17 protein-coding genes are annotated in these 18,337 nt (G+C 59.2%); 16 read left to right on the top strand and 1 reads right to left on the bottom strand.

Translation table 11 applies throughout. The features are described 5' to 3' along the window. Window positions 1-3 precede the first annotated feature (3 nt). The 6 genes from atpG to glmS all read left to right on the top strand — a co-directional run bounded on the left by atpG (window position 4) and on the right by glmS (window position 7,181). Window positions 4-864 carry a F0F1 ATP synthase subunit gamma gene (gene atpG, locus QMX84_RS06100; RefSeq protein WP_048373555.1) on the top strand — a complete coding sequence of 287 codons (861 nt, stop codon included), beginning with the start codon at window positions 4-6 and terminating at the stop codon, window positions 862-864. Window positions 865-891: 27 nt separating this feature from the next. After that, window positions 892-2,268: a F0F1 ATP synthase subunit beta gene (atpD, locus tag QMX84_RS06095; protein WP_017135118.1), complete on the top strand. Its 1,377-nt coding sequence runs from the start codon at window positions 892-894 to the stop codon at window positions 2,266-2,268. Between the two features lie 44 nt (window positions 2,269-2,312). Further along, complete coding sequence (locus QMX84_RS06090; RefSeq protein WP_153338308.1) at window positions 2,313-2,741, top strand: F0F1 ATP synthase subunit epsilon; 429 nt, start codon at window positions 2,313-2,315, stop codon at window positions 2,739-2,741. A gap of 112 nt (window positions 2,742-2,853) precedes the next feature. Then, window positions 2,854-4,221 (top strand): bifunctional UDP-N-acetylglucosamine diphosphorylase/glucosamine-1-phosphate N-acetyltransferase GlmU, encoded by a 1,368-nt coding sequence (gene glmU / locus QMX84_RS06085; RefSeq protein ID WP_262124109.1) that lies wholly within the window; start codon window positions 2,854-2,856, stop codon window positions 4,219-4,221. A gap of 347 nt (window positions 4,222-4,568) precedes the next feature. Further along, the gene (locus QMX84_RS06080) at window positions 4,569-5,336 is read left to right on the top strand and encodes a DeoR family transcriptional regulator (RefSeq protein ID WP_282363400.1); all 768 of its coding nucleotides are present in this window, start codon (window positions 4,569-4,571) and stop codon (window positions 5,334-5,336) included. Between the two features lie 9 nt (window positions 5,337-5,345). Further along, on the top strand, window positions 5,346-7,181 hold the full coding sequence (gene glmS, locus QMX84_RS06075) for a glutamine--fructose-6-phosphate transaminase (isomerizing) (RefSeq protein WP_282363399.1): 1,836 nt from the start codon (window positions 5,346-5,348) through the stop codon (window positions 7,179-7,181). A gap of 143 nt (window positions 7,182-7,324) precedes the next feature. On the opposite strand, the gene QMX84_RS06070 is transcribed toward glmS, so the two are convergent. Next, entirely contained in the window at window positions 7,325-8,236 is a 912-nt protein-coding gene (locus QMX84_RS06070) for a bifunctional GNAT family N-acetyltransferase/nucleoside diphosphate kinase regulator (RefSeq protein WP_282363398.1), read from the bottom strand. A gap of 221 nt (window positions 8,237-8,457) precedes the next feature. Between QMX84_RS06070 and QMX84_RS06065 the strand changes: the two genes are divergently transcribed. From QMX84_RS06065 to QMX84_RS06020, 10 genes are all read left to right on the top strand, one after another. Further along, complete coding sequence (locus QMX84_RS06065) at window positions 8,458-8,823, top strand: hypothetical protein (RefSeq protein ID WP_282363397.1); 366 nt, start codon at window positions 8,458-8,460, stop codon at window positions 8,821-8,823. Between the two features lie 168 nt (window positions 8,824-8,991). Beyond that, window positions 8,992-9,492, top strand: coding sequence for a sigma-70 family RNA polymerase sigma factor (locus QMX84_RS06060; protein ID WP_053225304.1), 501 nt, complete (start codon window positions 8,992-8,994; stop codon window positions 9,490-9,492). A gap of 68 nt (window positions 9,493-9,560) precedes the next feature. Next, the gene (locus QMX84_RS06055) at window positions 9,561-10,541 is read left to right on the top strand and encodes a FecR domain-containing protein (protein WP_282363396.1); all 981 of its coding nucleotides are present in this window, start codon (window positions 9,561-9,563) and stop codon (window positions 10,539-10,541) included. Window positions 10,542-10,634: 93 nt separating this feature from the next. Further along, window positions 10,635-11,315 (top strand): class II aldolase/adducin family protein, encoded by a 681-nt coding sequence (locus QMX84_RS06050; RefSeq protein WP_153390799.1) that lies wholly within the window; start codon window positions 10,635-10,637, stop codon window positions 11,313-11,315. A gap of 120 nt (window positions 11,316-11,435) precedes the next feature. Continuing rightward, entirely contained in the window at window positions 11,436-14,201 is a 2,766-nt protein-coding gene (locus tag QMX84_RS06045) for a TonB-dependent receptor (RefSeq protein WP_282363395.1), read from the top strand. 59 nt (window positions 14,202-14,260) lie between these two features. Next, the gene (locus QMX84_RS06040; protein WP_282363394.1) at window positions 14,261-15,139 is read left to right on the top strand and encodes a hypothetical protein; all 879 of its coding nucleotides are present in this window, start codon (window positions 14,261-14,263) and stop codon (window positions 15,137-15,139) included. Next, a complete protein-coding gene (locus tag QMX84_RS06035) occupies window positions 15,093-16,061 on the top strand; it encodes a transporter substrate-binding domain-containing protein (protein ID WP_282363393.1) in 969 nt (322 codons plus the stop codon). Before QMX84_RS06040 ends, QMX84_RS06035 begins: the two co-directional genes overlap by 47 nt. After that, window positions 16,058-16,801 (top strand): amino acid ABC transporter permease, encoded by a 744-nt coding sequence (locus tag QMX84_RS06030; protein WP_048373535.1) that lies wholly within the window; start codon window positions 16,058-16,060, stop codon window positions 16,799-16,801. Before QMX84_RS06035 ends, QMX84_RS06030 begins: the two co-directional genes overlap by 4 nt. Then, entirely contained in the window at window positions 16,798-17,601 is an 804-nt protein-coding gene (locus QMX84_RS06025) for an amino acid ABC transporter permease (RefSeq protein ID WP_153390795.1), read from the top strand. The genes QMX84_RS06030 and QMX84_RS06025 overlap by 4 nt, the downstream gene beginning before the upstream one ends. Then, complete coding sequence (locus QMX84_RS06020; RefSeq protein WP_218580269.1) at window positions 17,583-18,335, top strand: amino acid ABC transporter ATP-binding protein; 753 nt, start codon at window positions 17,583-17,585, stop codon at window positions 18,333-18,335. The genes QMX84_RS06025 and QMX84_RS06020 overlap by 19 nt, the downstream gene beginning before the upstream one ends. Window positions 18,336-18,337: the final 2 nt, after the last annotated feature.

Raw genomic sequence — 18,337 nt, 5'->3', positions numbered from 1 at the left:
TACATGGCAGGCGCAAAAGAGATTCGCAGTAAGATTGCGAGCATCAAAAGCACGCAAAAAATTACCAGCGCCATGGAAAAAGTGGCGGTCAGCAAAATGCGCAAGGCACAAATGCGCATGGCTGCTAGCCGTCCTTATGCGGAGCGCATCCGCCAGGTTATTGGGCATTTGGCCAACGCCAACCCGGAATACCGCCACCCATTCATGATCGACCGCGCAGTTAAGCGTGTGGGTTATGTGGTTGTGAGCAGTGACCGTGGTTTGTGCGGTGGTTTGAATACCAACCTGTTCAAGGCCCTGGTCAAGGACATGGCGGTAAACCGCGATAACGGCGTCGAGATTGATCTGTGTGTTGTTGGTAGCAAGGGTGCGGCCTTTTTCCGTAACTTCGGCGGTAACGTCGTTGCAGCTATCAGCCACCTGGGTGAAGAGCCGTCGATCAATGATCTGATCGGCAGTGTGAAGGTGATGCTGGATGCGTACCTGGAAGGCCGGATTGACCGCCTGTCCGTGGTATCCAACAAGTTCATCAACACCATGACCCAGCAGCCAACCGTGGAGCAATTGATTCCACTGGTGGCGACCCCGGATCAGGAACTCAAGCACCACTGGGACTACCTCTACGAACCAGACGCCAAAGAGCTGCTTGACGGCTTGATGGTGCGTTACGTGGAGTCGCAGGTGTACCAGGCGGTGGTCGAGAACAACGCAGCTGAACAAGCGGCGCGGATGATCGCGATGAAAAACGCTACCGATAACGCCGGTGATCTGATCAGCGATTTGCAGCTGGTCTACAACAAGGCGCGTCAGGCTGCGATCACCCAAGAGATCTCGGAAATCGTCGGCGGCGCTGCCGCGGTTTAACGGTTCAAATATTCAGAGGATCCAGCTATGAGTAGCGGACGTATCGTTCAAATCATCGGCGCCGTTATCGACGTGGAATTTCCACGCGACAGCGTACCGAGCATCTACAACGCGCTGAAAGTACAAGGCGCGGAAACTACTCTGGAAGTTCAGCAGCAGCTGGGCGACGGCGTAGTTCGTACCATTGCGATGGGTTCCACCGAAGGCTTGAAGCGCGGTCTGGACGTAGTCGACACTGGCGCAGCCATCTCCGTACCGGTCGGTAAAGCGACCCTGGGCCGGATCATGGACGTACTGGGTAACCCGATTGACGAAGCTGGCCCGATCGACACCGAAGAGCGTTGGGGCATTCACCGTCCAGCACCTTCGTTCGCCGAGCAAGCTGGCGGCAACGATCTGCTGGAAACAGGCATCAAGGTTATCGACCTGGTTTGCCCGTTCGCCAAAGGCGGTAAAGTCGGTCTGTTCGGTGGTGCCGGTGTAGGCAAAACCGTAAACATGATGGAACTGATCCGTAACATCGCCATCGAGCACAGCGGTTATTCCGTGTTCGCCGGTGTGGGTGAGCGTACTCGTGAGGGTAACGACTTCTACCACGAGATGAAGGATTCCAACGTACTGGACAAAGTAGCGCTGGTTTACGGTCAGATGAACGAGCCGCCGGGTAACCGTCTGCGCGTAGCACTGACTGGCCTGACCATGGCTGAGAAGTTCCGTGACGAAGGTAACGACGTTCTGCTGTTCGTCGACAACATCTACCGTTACACACTGGCCGGTACTGAAGTATCCGCACTGCTGGGCCGTATGCCTTCGGCAGTAGGTTACCAGCCGACCCTGGCTGAAGAGATGGGCGTTCTGCAAGAACGTATCACTTCGACCAAGGAAGGTTCGATCACTTCGATCCAAGCGGTATACGTACCTGCGGATGACTTGACCGACCCGTCGCCAGCGACCACCTTCGCCCACTTGGACGCCACCGTCGTACTGTCCCGTGACATCGCTTCCCTGGGTATCTACCCAGCGGTCGATCCACTTGACTCGACTTCGCGCCAGCTGGACCCGAACGTGATCGGCCAGGAGCACTACGACACCGCTCGCGGCGTTCAGTACGTGCTGCAGCGTTACAAAGAACTGAAGGACATCATTGCGATCCTGGGTATGGACGAGCTGTCGGAAGCCGACAAGCAGTTGGTAAACCGTGCTCGTAAGATCCAGCGCTTCTTGTCGCAGCCGTTCTTCGTGGCTGAAGTCTTCACCGGTGCTTCGGGTAAATACGTTTCCCTGAAAGACACCATTGCTGGCTTCAAAGGCATCCTCAACGGTGACTACGACCACCTGCCAGAACAAGCGTTCTACATGGTTGGCGGCATCGAAGAAGCGATCGAGAAAGCCAAGAAACTGTAATTCGGGCGCCCGGAAACGGGCGCTAATCAGGTTGAGGCAATCAGATGGCTAATATGACAGTCCATTGCGATATCGTCAGCGCGGAAGGAGAAATCTTTTCCGGTCTGGTTGAGATGGTGATTGCGCACGGTGCACTGGGTGATCTTGGTATCGCTCTGGGTCACGCTCCGCTGATCACCAGTCTGAACCCAGGTCCGATCCGCCTGATCAAACAGGGTGGCGAAGCCGAGGTGTTTTACATCTCTGGTGGTTTCCTCGAGGTTCAGCCGAACATGGTCAAGGTGCTTGCCGACACCGTGCAACGTGCTGCCGACCTGGATGAAGCCTCTGCTCAGGAAGCCGTTAAGGCTGCCGAGAAGGCCCTGAACGAAAAAGGCGCAGATTTCGATTACGGATCTGCTGCCGCACGTCTGGCCGAGGCTGCAGCTCAGCTGCGCACCGTCCAGCAAATCCGCAAGAAGTTCGGCGGTTAAGCCGTTGCTGATTGTGTGATTGATTAAAAAGGGTAGCCTCGGCTACCCTTTTTTCATTTCCGCGAACTACTTTTGGTCGCATTCGCTGACCACCCAGGATTGGTAGCCAGTCATGTCTCTCGATATCGTTATTCTCGCCGCAGGCCAGGGCACCCGCATGCGTTCGTCCCTGCCCAAGGTCCTTCACCCGGTGGCCGGTAATTCCATGCTTGGGCATGTTATCCACAGCGCCCGCCAACTTAAGCCGACCGGTATTCACGTGGTCATCGGCCATGGTGCCGAATTGGTCCGCGAGCGTTTGGCCGCTGATGACCTGAACTTTGTGCTGCAAGACAAGCAACTGGGTACCGGCCACGCCGTGGCGCAGGCCCTGCCATTTTTGACCGCCGAAAATGTGCTGGTGCTGTACGGCGACGTACCGTTGATCGAAGTCGACACCTTGCAGCGCCTGCTCAAGCAAGTGAGCCCGGAGCAACTGGGCCTGCTGACCGTGAACCTGGCTGACCCGACGGGTTATGGCCGTATCGTGCGTGATGCCACCGGCAAGGTCAGCGCCATCGTTGAGCATAAAGATGCCACCGATGAGCAACGAGCCATCACCGAAGGCAACACCGGCATTCTGGCTTTGCCGACCGCTCGCCTGGCTGACTGGATGAGCCGTCTGTCGAACAACAATGCTCAGGGCGAGTATTACCTGACTGACGTCATTGCTATGGCGGTGAGTGATGGCTTGGTAGTGGCCACTGAACATGCCCATGACCCGATGGAAGTGCAGGGTGCCAATGACCGTAAACAGCTCAGCGAGCTGGAACGTCATTACCAGTTGCGTGAAGGCCGTCGACTGATGGCATTGGGCGTGACTCTGCGTGACCCGGCCCGTTTTGATGTGCGCGGTGAAGTGACCGTCGGTCGTGACGTGCTGATCGACATCAACGTGATTCTTGAAGGTCGCGTGGTGATCGAAGATGACGTGGTGATTGGTCCGAACTGCGTGATCAAAGACAGCACCTTGCGCAAAGGTGCAGTGGTCAAAGCCAACAGCCATCTTGACGGTGCGGTACTGGGCGAGGGCAGCGATGCCGGTCCTTTCGCCCGCTTGCGTCCGGGCAGCGTGCTCGACGCCCGCGCCCATGTGGGTAACTTTGTAGAGTTGAAAAACACCCACCTGGGTGAAGAAGCCAAGTGCGGTCACCTGACCTATTTGGGCGATGCCGAAGTGGGCCCGCGCACCAACATCGGTGCGGGCACCATCACCTGCAACTACGACGGCGCCAACAAGTGGAAAACTGTGTTGGGTGCGGATGTGTTCATCGGTTCCAACAACTCGCTGGTAGCACCTGTGGATATCTCTAATGGCGCCACCACTGCGGCCGGTTCGACCATCAACCAAAATGTTGAAGCCGAGCAATTGGCCGTGGGCCGTGCCCGCCAGCGCAACATCGATGGCTGGAAACGCCCGGTGAAACAACCAAAGCCGTAAGTTAACTCCCACTGTAGGAGCGAGCTTGCCTCGCGATCTTTTGACTCATCGAAAGATCACTGCCTTCGGCAGCGCCTACAGAACAGTTATCCACAGCTCAGAATGGTTGTTTTGTTACACATTTAAGTCATCGTATAACTGTTTTAAATCAATGACTTACACAAAGCCTTATCCATCACCTGTGGATAAGGCTTTGTTTTATCTGCCATTTATCGCCCGCCAAACCCCCGCCCGCAGGGGACGAAAGTGAGTTATTCACAAAATAATCTGCAACAAATTCTTGACGTGAATTTCGAGATCGGGTTTCATTGCTTTCGTTATCTTTCGAACCGAAACTTAGAGCCAACATGTCGAAGCGCAACACCCCCCAACGCAGACACAACATCATGGCCTTGCTCACCGAGCAGGGCGAAGTCAGTGTGGATGAATTGGCCAAGCGCTTCGAAACCTCCGAGGTCACGATTCGAAAGGATCTGGCGGCACTCGAAAGTAATGGCTTGTTACTGCGTCGTTATGGCGGCGCCATCACCATGCCGCAAGAACTGGTGAGTGACGTCCCTCAGCCTGTCTCCCTCTATAAGCAAGCCATCGCCCGTGTGGCCGTCGGCCTGATTAAAGAACATGCGCGGATCATCATCGACAGCGGCAGCACCACGGCGTCGATGATTCCGCAACTGGGCCTGCAACCGGGTCTGGTGGTGATGACCAACTCCTTGCACGTGGCCAACGCGCTCAGTGAACTTGAGCACGAACCTGTGCTGTTGATGACCGGTGGCACGTGGGATCCGCATTCTGAGTCCTTTCAGGGACAGGTGGCGGAGCAGGTGCTGCGCTCTTACGACTTCGACCAATTGTTTATCGGTGCTGACGGGATCGACCTGCAGCGTGGAACAACAACTTTTAACGAGTTGTTGGGTCTGAGCCGGGTCATGGCCGATGTCGCGCGTGAAGTGATTGTGATGGTCGAGTCCGACAAGATCGGCCGCAAAATACCCAACCTGGAACTGCCCTGGGGCAGCGTCCATACCCTTATTACAGATGATCGCCTGCCTAAAGAGGCGCGCGAACAGATTCAGGCCCGGGGTATAACACTGTTATGCGCCGCCCTCGATTAGGAGAAATTTATGTGTGGAATCGTTGGCGCAGTCGCCGAACGTAATATCACGGCCATTCTGCTCGAAGGCCTGAAACGTCTTGAGTACCGTGGCTATGACAGCGCCGGTGTTGCCGTGTTTACCAACAACGGTACGCTGGAGCGCACGCGCCGTAACGGCAAGGTGTCTGAACTGGAACAAGCCCTGGCCGGTGAACCGCTGGTGGGCCGTCTGGGCATCGCCCACACCCGTTGGGCCACCCACGGTGCGCCGTGCGAGCGCAATGCGCACCCGCATTTTTCGGGCTCGGATCTGGCCGTTGTGCACAACGGCATTATCGAAAACCACGAAGCCCTGCGCGAACAGCTTAAAGGCCTGGGTTACGTGTTCACCTCGGACACCGATACCGAAGTCATCGCCCACCTGCTGCAACACAAACTCAAAGAACAAAGCGATCTGACCGAAGCCCTGAAGGCCACGGTTAAAGAGTTGCACGGTGCATACGGCCTGGCCGTGATCAACGCCAAACAACCTGATCGCCTGGTTGCTGCCCGCAGTGGTAGCCCGCTGGTGATTGGTCTGGGCCTGGGCGAAAACTTCCTCGCGTCCGACCAATTGGCCCTGCGCCAAGTGACTGACCGTTTCATGTACCTGGAAGAAGGCGACATCGCTGAAATCCGTCGTGACAGCGTGCAAATCTGGGATGTGGACGGCCAGACCGTTCAGCGTGAAACCGTGCAATACCGCGACGGTGCCGAAGCGGCCGATAAGGGCGAGTTCCGTCACTACATGCTCAAAGAAATTCACGAGCAGCCAAGTGTTGTCCAGCGCACCCTGGAAAACCGTCTGGGTCAGGACCACGTTCTGGTTCAGGCCTTTGGCCAAAACGCCAAAGAACTGTTCGCCAAAGTGCGCAACGTTCAGATCGTGGCCTGCGGTACCAGCTACCACGCCGGTATGGTTGCCCGTTACTGGCTGGAAAGCCTGGCCGGCATCCCGTGCCAGGTCGAAGTGGCGAGCGAGTTCCGCTACCGCAAAGTGGTGGTACAGCCAGACACCCTGTTCGTGTCGATCTCACAATCGGGCGAAACCGCTGACACCCTGGCAGCACTGCGCAACGCCAAAGAGCTGGGCTTCCTCGGCAGCTTGGCGATTTGCAACGTCGGCATCAGCTCGCTGGTTCGTGAATCTGACCTGACCCTGCTGACCCAAGCCGGTCGTGAAATTGGCGTGGCCTCGACCAAAGCCTTTACCACTCAATTGGTCGGCCTGCTGCTGCTCACCTTGTCCCTGGGCCAAGTGCGCGGCACCCTCGAAGCCGGTGTTGAAGCGCAACTGGTTGAAGAACTGCGCCGCCTGCCGACCCGTCTGGGTGAAGCCCTGGCGATGGACGCTACCGTTGAGAAAGTCGCTGAACTGTTCGCCGACAAACACCACACCCTGTTCCTGGGCCGTGGGGCGCAGTACCCGGTGGCGATGGAAGGCGCGCTCAAGCTCAAAGAAATTTCGTACATCCACGCTGAAGCGTACCCGGCGGGCGAACTGAAACATGGCCCGTTGGCACTGGTGGACAACGACATGCCGGTGGTCACCGTTGCGCCGAACAATGAACTGTTGGAAAAACTGAAATCCAACCTGCAAGAAGTTCGCGCACGTGGTGGTGAGTTGATCGTCTTCGCTGACGAACAAGCCGGCATGAGCAACGGCGAAGGCACCCACGTGATCAACATGCCGCACATCCACGACGTGCTGGCGCCGATCCTCTATACCATCCCGTTGCAACTGCTGTCTTACTACGTGGCCGTGCTCAAAGGCACCGACGTAGACCAGCCGCGCAACTTGGCTAAATCGGTGACGGTGGAATAAGTTTTTCCACGGCATTGGGTGAACACATTCAACCCGCACCCAGCGGGTTGAATGTTGAGCATTGAAACTTCCACAAACCAGCCAGGCCCGAAGCGTGTGTAAACCTTCGCGCCTGATGGATCAACACGCAGTAAAAGCCCCAATCAAAGGTGGAAGTGGCCCGCAGCCTCCGGCTGGTAAAGCACTTTCCTGATCTCTATTCGGCGGGTCTTGTCTGATATTCGCCAGTCAATGGCGTCCCCTTCCTGATAACCCAGGATGGCGGCACCGATGTCGGAATAAACAGAATGTTTTCCGCTGCTGCTGTCGGCGTCTTCGGGGTAGACCAAGGCCACTTCGATCTCTTCGTCGTCCAACTGCAGCAAGGCTCTGGAGTTCATCGTGACGACATTGGATGGCACCTGCTGCGGCTTGACGACAATGGCACGCTCAAGCTCATGTTCGAGCTCAACGACGGCGGGGCCTGGTTCGAGCGCGATCAGTTGTTCGAGTCTGGCCTTGTCGATTTCAGTAATGAAGATTTTGGTGGCGTTACTCACGGCACCTTCGCGCAAGAGCTGGAGATAGCGTCCCGCCGCCATGGAAAATGACTTCAATGTCGGCGTTTCGCTCTCAAGCACAAAGCCGCTGCGCACAAAGGCTTTGAGCGAGCGCGTGTTGTCCGGATGGATCTTGGCGATGAGCTTCTTGGCCCGCATGTCGAGGAAGGCCAGTTTCATGCCTTCCTGGATCGTGCGGGCGCCAAGGTTGCGGCCCCATTTGTCGCTGTCTCCGATGACCAGGACTATCTCGCAATCCGGGCCGGTTTTGATCAGACGGACAAAGCCGACCGGAGCGTCATGCCTGTCAAAGGCCATGAAGAACCGGCCGCCCTGGTTGAATAGATGAGTCAGGATCGGCAGTTGTGTCCGATCAATGGCGTGCCCAATGGAGCGCGAAACATGACGAGAATCGCTCAGGTAGCAGGTGACACGTTCATCCTCCAACCAATCCATCAACGTCAGCGCGTGCGCCCGAGTAATTTCAGGGCACAGCGAAATGAAAGGCTTGTTCATCTTGACCACACTTATTTGTTAAGGATGGAAGCCCTTCATGGCCAGAGTCATGACGGTTCTTCGGCAACCGGCCATTTTATGGCATGACGCCTGTAAAGCCGAATCCAAAGCCGCTTTTCGAGGGATGGCTACGGTTTTTTGGTTGTTTTACCCAACTTTCTACGTTCAAACCCTTCGACCCACTTTATGCAGATCGCAGGCAATCAGGAGCTCGAAAATCGATGGACAGCACCTTTAAAAACATCAGCCAACGCATGAACAATCGCCGGTTTGCCGTGGCGAGTAACGCCAGCGGGTTATCCGACGCCAGCACGGTGTTCCACTACCACGTCGATGGCAATGCGATCACCGGGACTTACCAGGGCGGGCATATCCGCACGGGGCATTTGGTCGGTCGCGCCACCGGCCCCGACACTATCGAGTTGCTGTACCAATGCCTGACCGCAGAGGGCGAGTTGCTGGCCGGTTGGTCGCGGGGCACAGTCGGTGTGGATCACGCCGGGCGCACCACACTGGAGTTTGTCTGGGGCTGGTTATCGGGTGCGACCGGGGGCGGGGAGTCGAGCTACGTGGAGCTGGATGAGTAAGGCGTTATGAGCTAAATCAACACGGCTAGGCCAAACAGTTATTTCATATCTAAAAAAATGCTCGTTAGGCTATAAAAACCGGGCCGCCGGATATGCACTTTTCATTTTCCGATGGCCGGTTCTGCCTGCTCCAGCAGGAGCCGCATCGCACTGACGATGCCGTGATTAATGAGCAATAAACTCTTAAAAAATATAAATCCGATTTACACCGACTTTTATAAATCCATGGACCGTGACAGCAGCTCTCGCCAGGATGCCGGGGATATTGCGCAGGCCAGTGTTGAGCGGTTGCTTAAGCTGCCCGCTGAGCAAGAGGTTCGATCACCTGCGGGGTTGCTTCGGCAAATCGCCCGTAATTTGAAAATCGACCTTGCGCGTCATCGTCGGCGCTTGCCTATGGAATCTCTGGAGTCGCGGGTGGATGCCGAGTCGTTGCCGGCGCTGTCCCACGACATTGACCCGGAGCGCATTGCCTTGGGGCAGGAGCGGGTGGAGCTATTGTCCAAAGCCATTGATAGCATGCCGGCGCGCTGCCGCGAGGCGTTTATCCTCTCGCGCATCCACGGGCTGGCGCATAACGAGGTTGGCGCCAGCATGGGCATTTCGCCCAGCATGGTGGAGAAGCATGTGGCGTTGGGTTTAAAAATTTGCCGGGAGTTTATGGATTAATGCGCGTACCGAGGTGGGTTACTTGTCTTTAATTGCTGCTTTGCTAGCACTCTAATCAGGCGATGAACTTGCCTTTAAATGACTCGGATTACGTTAATCGCTTACTGGCGCGCAGCCGTTGCGGCGACCCACAACGCGAAGCGGACGCTCGCCTGGAATTAGAGCAGTGGGTGGCCGTGAGTGACGACAATCGGCGCTGCTATGAAGCCCAGCGGCAAACCGTTGTCGCGCTGGATGCCTCACTCGACAGTTTGCGCCAGCGCTACCCGCGCCACCTGGCCCCGGCGTCTGCTGCGCAGGCCCCGGCCGTTCGCAACCCCCGTCGTGGCTGGGCCTGGCCCACATGGAGCAGTGCGCTGGTGCTGATGCTCGGGGTTGGCCTGACCTTGTGGTGGGTCAACCCGGTGTTGTCCCAGGGCGAATACGTGACCGGCTTGGGCGAGCACCGTGAGGTGTCTCTCAGCGACGGCAGCCGGGTGCAGCTCAATACCAATACCCATCTGGATTTCGTGCGCAGGCTGCGTTCGCGAGAGGTGCAACTGGTTCAGGGTGAGGCCCTGTTCGAAGTCACTCACCAGGCCAATATTCCCTTCGAAGTCACGTCTCTGGACACCCGGGTGCGGGTGCTCGGCACGGTGTTCAACGTGCGTCAGTGGCAGGAGGGTAACCAAGTCACCGTGCTTGAAGGGCGGGTTCAGGTGACGCCGGATCACGAAGCCGATTCGTTGCAAATCACCCGTGGCCAGCAGTTGCGCACGCGGCATGGGTTGTTTGTCGATGGCATCCGCGATGTGGACGCCACCCAGGCAGTGAGCTGGCGTGACGGGCGTCTGGTGTTTTCTGGCGAGACCCTGGCCGAAGCGGTGGCCGAACTGCAACGCTATCGCAGCGGGCGTATTCGTATTCATGACAGCAAGCTGGGGGCGTTGCGCATCAGTGGGTCGTTCTCACTGGCCAAGCCTGATGAGCTGCTGCATTTGCTGCCGGAGTTGTTTGCGCTGAATCTGGTTATCAATCCTGATCAGAGTGTGGATATCCGCGCCCGCTAAGAGTTTGCGCAGCCGACCTGAGGCAATCCGCTGATTAAACGTCCCTGAATCAAGGGGGGTAATTTCACCCTCCCTGAACCTTCAGGAACCGTTATGACCCTTCAAGAATCCCGGCCTGTCTCTGACCCTTTGCTGGCGTTGCAACAATTTGAACAAGCCTTCGCCCAAGCACGCCAATTGCTGATTGATACGCAAACCCTTTCGCCGACCCATGCGGGCAATATCAGCCTGCGTGTAGGGGATCAAGAGAAGCTGTTGATTGCTTCTCTGGCTGGCCCTGACGCCGGCACGGCGGTCCTGCTGGATTTCGATTTGCGCACGCACCAAGGCACGTTGTCCGCCAATCTGCAGGAAGTCGCAGCGCTGCACGTGGCGATCTTGCGCGAGCGCCCACAGGCCACGTCAGTTATCCACACCCACTCGCTGTACCTCACCGCCCATGCGATTGCCCGCCGCCCGTTGCGCCCGTACAGCTCCGGTCTGTTGGGCCTGCTGCGTGAAGACCAGCAGATCCCGGTGAGCGAGTGGGGCCCGCGTTATGCCTCTCAGCCGGTGATCGATTTGTTGCGCGACGACACCTCCGCGCCAGCGGTGTTGCTCGCCAACCACGGCCCGTTCGCCTGGAGTGAAAAGGGCGTGTTGGGGGCTGCGCGTTTGCTGGTCGCCCTGGAAGATGCCGCCCACCTGGCACTGCTCGCCGAACAATTGGGTGGCGCCCAGGCATTGCCCGCAGGCGCTGCCGAGTTGGCCCGTCGCGGTTGGCAAGCGCCCTGACCACGGGCATATATAAAGATCAAAATGATCTTATCGATTGTTGTTTTATAACCTGAGGCTGTTTGAAACCTGGACGTCATTTGTTTCGAGGACCACAAATGATGGCCAGGGAGCTCATAAATGTTTCAACCTCAATTAACGCTGTTAAGTACTGCGATTCTGTCTGGTGGTCTTCTGTTCGGGAGCGTCGCCTACGCCGCGCCGCAAGCCGGTGATGCTGTCACCGTGGCGCAGAGCATCGACCTGCCCGCACAACCTCTGCAACAAGCACTCAACCAACTGGCGGAACAAACCGGCACCAACGTGCTGGCGCCCCAGGCATTGGTGGCGGGCAAGCAGGGCCGTTCGGTGCGCGGCAGCCTGTCGGTGGAGCAAGCGCTGAACAAGCTGCTCGAAGGCTCGGGGCTGGCCGCACGCCAGACCGCCCAAGGCAGCTTTGTGATTTATGCCCTGGCGCCTTCGGCAGCGCAGGTGCCACCGCAGCTGGATCAGGTCGTGGTGGTGGGGACCCGACGCACTGACCTGACCGCGCTGCAAAGTTCTTCGCCAGTCGACACCATCAGCGCCAATGCGATTCAGGAGACCGGCTTCACCAACTTGAGCCAAGCCCTGCAAGCGCTGGTGCCGTCGTTCAACTACCCGCTGGTCAACGGCGTGGATGGCCTGTCGAGCTTCCGGGCTGCCGCCTTGCGCGGGCTGTCGCCTGACCAGACGCTGGTGCTGATCAATGGCAAGCGTCGGCACGTTTCGGCCTTCGTGAACAACAAACCGTTTTTTGGTCGCGGCTCGAACGCCGCCGACCTCAACACCATCCCGATCAGCGCCATCGAGCGCGTCGAAGTACTGCGTGATGGTGCGTCGGCGCAATACGGTTCGGACGCGATTGCCGGGGTCATCAACGTCGTGCTCAAGGAGCGCGACAGCGGCGGCGAAGTCAACACGACGATGGGCAAGTTCACCAAAGGCGATGGCTTCAGCAAAAACGTCGAGACCTGGAAAGGCTTCACTTTGCCGGGCGATGGTTTCCTCACCCTGAGCGGCGACTGGAGCAACAAGAAGCGCACCTACCCCAGCGGCAAGACCGATGACAGCGTGTACTTCTGGAATGCCAACGACCCGCGCGAAGCCACGGCCAACCGCGAATACGCCACCGGCTCGCCCGCGCTGGATGATTACAACCTGGCGCTCAACGCCGAGAGCAGCGTGACCGACCAGGTGCAGCTCTATGGCTTCGCCACCTACGGGCACCGCATCAGCCATTCGCAAAACGCCTATCGCTACCCGTATGACCAGCAAGGCCGTAACTGGCTGTCGGTGTACCCGGAAGGCTTCCAGCCGTGGCTGGACCTCAAAAGCGAAGACTACGAGGCCACCTTCGGTTCGCGCTTTGGCGATGACGATATCGGCAAGTTCGATTTGGCCGCCAGCTACGGGCGCAGCGACATCGAATACATCCTCAATAACTCCATCAACCCTTCGTTCGGCCCCGACAGCCAGCGCCGTTTTCACGCCGGCGAGTATACCTCCGACCAGACCAGTCTGACCCTCGACTACGTCAAGGATCTGCAATGGTCACTCACGGACTTCCCCGTGACCCTCGCTGCGGGGGCGGCCTGGCGCAAGGAAAACTATGACGTCAACGCCGGTGAGTACCAGTCCTGGGCCCGTGGGCCTTACGAGTTCACTGACGTGCCGCGCCGTGGTCCTGGTGTAGACCCGGGCCCTAATCCCAACGCAGGCTTTGGCCCTGCGGCGCCGGGTTATGACGTGCGTGCGGGCGTCGGCTCGCAGAGCTTCCCCGGCTACCAGCCCGGGGATGCCGGCAGTTACGACCGCAACGTCAAGGCGCTGTATGTGAGCCTGGAAAACAACCTGACCGAAAAGCTGCAAATGGGCGTAGCAGCACGCTACGAAAAATATTCCGACTTCGGTTCGACCCGCACCGGCAAGGTGTCGGCGCGCTATGAGTTCAACCCGATGTTTGCGTTGCGCGCCACCGCCAACACAGGCTTTCGCGCCCCCAGCCTTGGGCAGATCGGCCACTCGTACACCCAGAGCACCTGGAACGGCAGCGTGATGTACGACAGCCGTACCTTCCCGGTCGACCACCCGGTTGCGCGTCTGCTTGGCGCCCAGGACCTCAAGCCCGAGAAGTCGACCAACTTCTCGTTGGGCGCGGTGTTCACCCCGTTGCCCAATGCGTCGCTGACTGTGGATGTTTATCAGATCAAGTTGCGTGACCGCGTCACCCTGTCCGAGAACCAGACCAACCTGGGCGGTTTCCTCAACCCACTGGGCTATGACGTGAGCGCGGCGAGCTTCTACACCAATGGCCTGGACACCAAAACCAAAGGCGTCGACGTGGTGGGCAACTACGTGTTCGACCTCAAGCAATACGGCCGGTTGGCCTTCAGCGGCGGTTACAACTGGAACGACACCGAGATTCTCAAGCTGCCGCAAACGCCTTCGCAGTTGCTGGCCATCAACCCCAACGCGGTGTTGGTCAACCGCGAGACGGAGTACTTGATCACCGACGCCGCGCCCAGCTCCAAGCTCAACCTGACCGCGCATTACAGCTACGGCGACTGGGGCCTGCGCATCTCGGAAACACGTTTTGGCGAGTTCAAATCGGCCGATGCCCAGAAGCCGCCACGCCCCGGATACGACCAGACGTTCGGCGCCCAATGGGTGACCGACGCCAGCGTCAGCTACCAGGTGACCAAGAACGTACGGGTGGATGTGGGTGGCAACAACATCTTTGACAGCTTCCCGGACAAGGTCAACAAACAGCGGCTGAACACCAACAGCCGGACCGTTTACTCGCTGCTGTCACCCGGCGGATACGAAGGCGCTTATTACTACGCCAACCTCAACGTGAAGTTCTGACGCCCCCTTTTCAATGCGCCGTCCGAGCAGATCGGACGGTGATGCATGGAGCCTGAGTGATGTCCTTGATTCATCAACGTGCCACCGCCGTTCGCCACACCCTCGACGCTGTCTGGGCCGCAGGCCTGGGCGCCGAGCACAACACTGCCGAGCAGATCGACGCCGCCCGCGAGGCGTTACGCAATCTCGCCGCACAGCCCGAATTGTTCCCGACCGAGCAGTATCCGTTTCGCAGCGAACTGGCCAGCGGCTTCTACCGCCTGGGCGAAGACGCCGACCGGCGCAACGCTTTGTACGTGCTGGTGGGTAAAGCACGCGCCAGCAATTCGCCGCATCGGCACCCGTCGTGGGCGCTGATTGCCGGGGTGTCTGGCAACGAACACAACGTACTGTTTGAGCGCATCGACGATGGCTCGGAGCCGGGCAAAGGCAAACTGCGCAAGCGCGGCGAGCACTCGATCGTGGCGGGCGATGTGCTGTACATGCCCGCAGGCGATTACCACACCATCCAGGTCGACGGCGATGAGCTGGCCGTTCACCTGCACATCTATGGCATCGGCGTCGATGGCCCGGAAAACCGTGGCGCGCCGGTGTTTCGTGGCCCGGACAGCGAAGCCTACGACGTGAACAACCGTGGCCCGCTAAGCCTTGGGGTACAGCAGGTGTCACTGGCGCAAGTCGTCGAGGCTCACCAGGCCAAACCGCTGGCCTTTTTTGCGGTGGACCACGCCGTGCAATTGCCAGAAGAGTTGCCCCCAGCCGTGCCTGTGAGCAGCGCCGAGGGCGCGGTTTTGCCCGCCGGGCTGCCTGCGGACACGCATCACGTGCTGGTGCTGATCGGCGACGCCGAGCCTGTGGAAGTGGTCGCCGAGCGCCTCGCCCGCGCCGGGTATGCCACGGCCGTGCGTCTGGACGCCGCCGAGCTTGCGGCGGGCTAACCCTCGCCAACTCACCTTCACCCACTTCTTTAGCGAGGGCCTCAACATGCACCATGTGCGCGCTGTACTCGAGTTTCTATCCGTTCGCCGCACGCTGCTGCGCCTGAGTCTTGGCCTGTTGGCACTGCTCGGCTGGAGCGTGGCACAGGCCGAGGTGCTGCTGGAGCGGGCGGTGTCCCGTGGCAGCCTGAGCGTTTGCACCGGCGAGGAATTCCCGCCTTTCAAGTTCATCGATGCCGAGGGCAACCACAGCGGCTTGATCTACGACCTGGTGCTGGATCTGCAGCACCAGCTTCAGCAGGCCACCGGCAAGGACCTGGGCCTGCAACTGGTGTTGGTCACCCCGGTCAACCGCTTGGCGTTCCTCAATCAGGGGCGCTGTGAACTGTTGGTGACCTCGCTGCTGGACACCCCGAGCCGTCGCCGGGAAGTGGACTTTGTCGAGCCGGGTTATTACAGCTCGGCGGCCACGGTTTTCGCCCCCAAAACCACTCGCCTCGAACACTGGGAAGACCTGCGCGGCAAGGTGCTGTGCTCCAACCCTGCCAGCGTTTGGGTGCGCCCTTACGAGGAGCGTTACGGCGTACGTTTTGCCTCTTACACCGGCAACGCCGAAGTGCGCAAAGCCGTGGCCGACGGGCGTTGCCTGGGCACCCTTGCCGATGACGTGTTTTACCGCGAGCTGGCCAAAGACCCGAACTGGCAAGACTACGAAATCAAGTTGCCCAGCCAGGATGCCGCCCCCTGGGGCATCGCCCTGCGCAAGGGCCAACCTGAGCTGCAAGCCTTGCTCGGCAAAGTGGTTGAAGGCTGGCATCGCTCGGGGCTGATCATTGAGCTTGAGAAAAAATACGGCATCGAAGCCAACCCTTGGGTGGCCGAGCAGCACGCCCGTTATGCGCAGGGGAGTGCTGGCCAGTGATTGAACGCTATGTGCGGCCGTGGCTTGAGGGCCAGGGCTTTCACCTGAGTATTCTCTGGGACCCGACCGACGCCCAGCGTTTTCTGTTGGGGCTGGGTTTCACCCTGGGCCTGGCGATTGCCAGCGTGCTGCTGTCGCTGGTGATCGGCGTGCTGGGCGTGGCGTTGAAGTCTTCACCGTGGCGGCCAGTGCGTCAGGCGGTCACCGCCTATGTCGAGCTGTTTCGTAATACGCCGTTGCTGGCTCAGTTGTACTTCTTCTATTTCGGCCTGGGTTCGCTGCTGCCGATGGTCGAGGACGCCGATGGCCATGCGGTGCGCATGATCGGTAACTTCCAGTGGGCAGTCATTGTGCTCGGGCTGCACTCGGGCGCCTTTCAGATAGAGGCGCTGCGCGGCAGCATCGACGCCGTGCCGCGCTCGACCATTGAGGCCGCGCAAGCCTTGGGCTTGCACGGGCGCAAACTGTTTCGCCATCTGATCTTGCCGCTGGCGCTGCGCAACAGTTTGCCCGCGTTGGGCAACAGCCTGGCGCAGGCGGTCAAGTCCACCTCGGTGGCCTACGCCATCGCAGTGCCGGAGTTGCTCTACGCCTGTAACCGCATCTGGACTGACAACTTTAACGTCGCCGAGATGATGCAGGTGTTGCTGCTCATGTACTTCATCCTGCTCGGCGGTTGTGCCTTGTTGATGTCGCGGATCGAAGCGCGCTTTCGCCTGCCGGGGTATCACAGCCGATGAGCCCTTTGACTCTGTTGTCTCAACGCATCCGCCCACCGCTCAACGCCTCGCGCTTTATCGCGCTGGGCGTGTTGTGGCTGGCGGCGGGTGTCGGCGTGGGGGCGGTGGCCTGGGCCTATCGCGACATCATTGCGCTGTTGCTGAACTGGACACCCGCGCTGGCCCGCGGTTTTGCCCTGAACATTCTGATGGGCGTGGTGGCGATGCTGGCAGCGACGGTGTTCGGCACGCTGCTGGGGTGCTTGCAGGTCTCGCTGCATCGCGGGTTGCGTCAGGTGGCGGTGCTGCTGACCCAGTTACTGCGCAATGCGCCGTGGCTGGTGGTGGTGTTTTTGGTGATGAACCTGCTGCCGTTTGAGTTCCAGGCGCTGGACCGCTGGTGGCAGATTCCTGATTGGCTCAAGGCCGCCCTCGGGCTCGGTTTGGCGGGCAGCGGTTACGTCTCGGAGATCGTGCGCGGCGGCATTCGTTCGATCCCCGTGGCCCAGTGGGAAGCCGCCGCCTCGCTGGCGCTGCCCCGGCGCAAAAGCCTGCGTTTGGTGATTCTGCCCCAGGCCCTGCGCAGCATGGTACCGCCATGGATGAGCCTGTACTGCGCCGTGACCATGGCCACCTCGCTGGCCAATTTGATGGGCGTAGAAGAACTGATGACCAGCCTGCAACTGCGCCTCACCGGCCAGACCCGCCCGGACCTGCTGCTGCCTGCCTACCTCTACGTGTTCGTCGCCTTCTTTATTTATATCTACCCGATCTCCCGTTACTCACGGTACCTGGAGCGCAAATGGAGCCTGTACTCATGAGCCAGCCGCTGCAAATCCAGTTGGAGGACGTGTACAAATCCTACGGTGACCAGCCCATTTTGCAGGGCATTTCACTGTCGGTTCGGCGCTCGGAAATCGCCTGCCTGATTGGCCCGTCCGGCTCGGGCAAGTCCACCCTGTTGCGCACCCTCAACGCCTTGACCCCGGTGGACAGCGGGCGCATCGAGGTCTGCGGGATCCGCGTCGATGATCCGCAACTCGACGTGCCCGGCCTGCGCCGCCACGTCGGCATGATCTTTCAAAGCTACAACCTGTTCCCGCACCTCAGCGTACTGGACAACATCACCCTGGCGCCGATTCAAGTGCTCGGCCAGTCACGGCAAGAGGCCGAAGCCTACGCCATTGAGCTGCTGGCCAAGGTGCGTCTGGAAAACAAACAGGGTGCCTTCCCAGGGCAGTTGTCCGGCGGCCAGCAGCAGCGCGTGGCGATTGCCCGCAGTCTGGCGATGCGCCCCGACGTGATGATGTTTGACGAAGTGACCGCGGCCCTCGACCCGGAGACGGTCAAGGAAGTGCTCAACACCATCCGCGATGTTGCCGCCAGCGGCATGACCTGCCTGATCGTCACCCACGAGATGCGCTTCGCCCGCGAAATCGCCGACACGGTGTATTTCACCGATGGCGGGCGAATCGTCGAAAAGGGCGACCCCGAGCTGATTTTCAGCCGCCCCGCCGACCCCCGAACCCAACGTTTCCTCGAACGAGTACTGTGAAG

It is taken from the genome of Pseudomonas sp. PS01297 (genome assembly GCF_029959305.1).
GTDB classification, from domain to species: domain Bacteria; phylum Pseudomonadota; class Gammaproteobacteria; order Pseudomonadales; family Pseudomonadaceae; genus Aquipseudomonas; species Aquipseudomonas helleri.
Note: the sequence above shows the minus strand (reverse complement) of the source record. Positions and strands in the feature narration are given on the sequence as shown.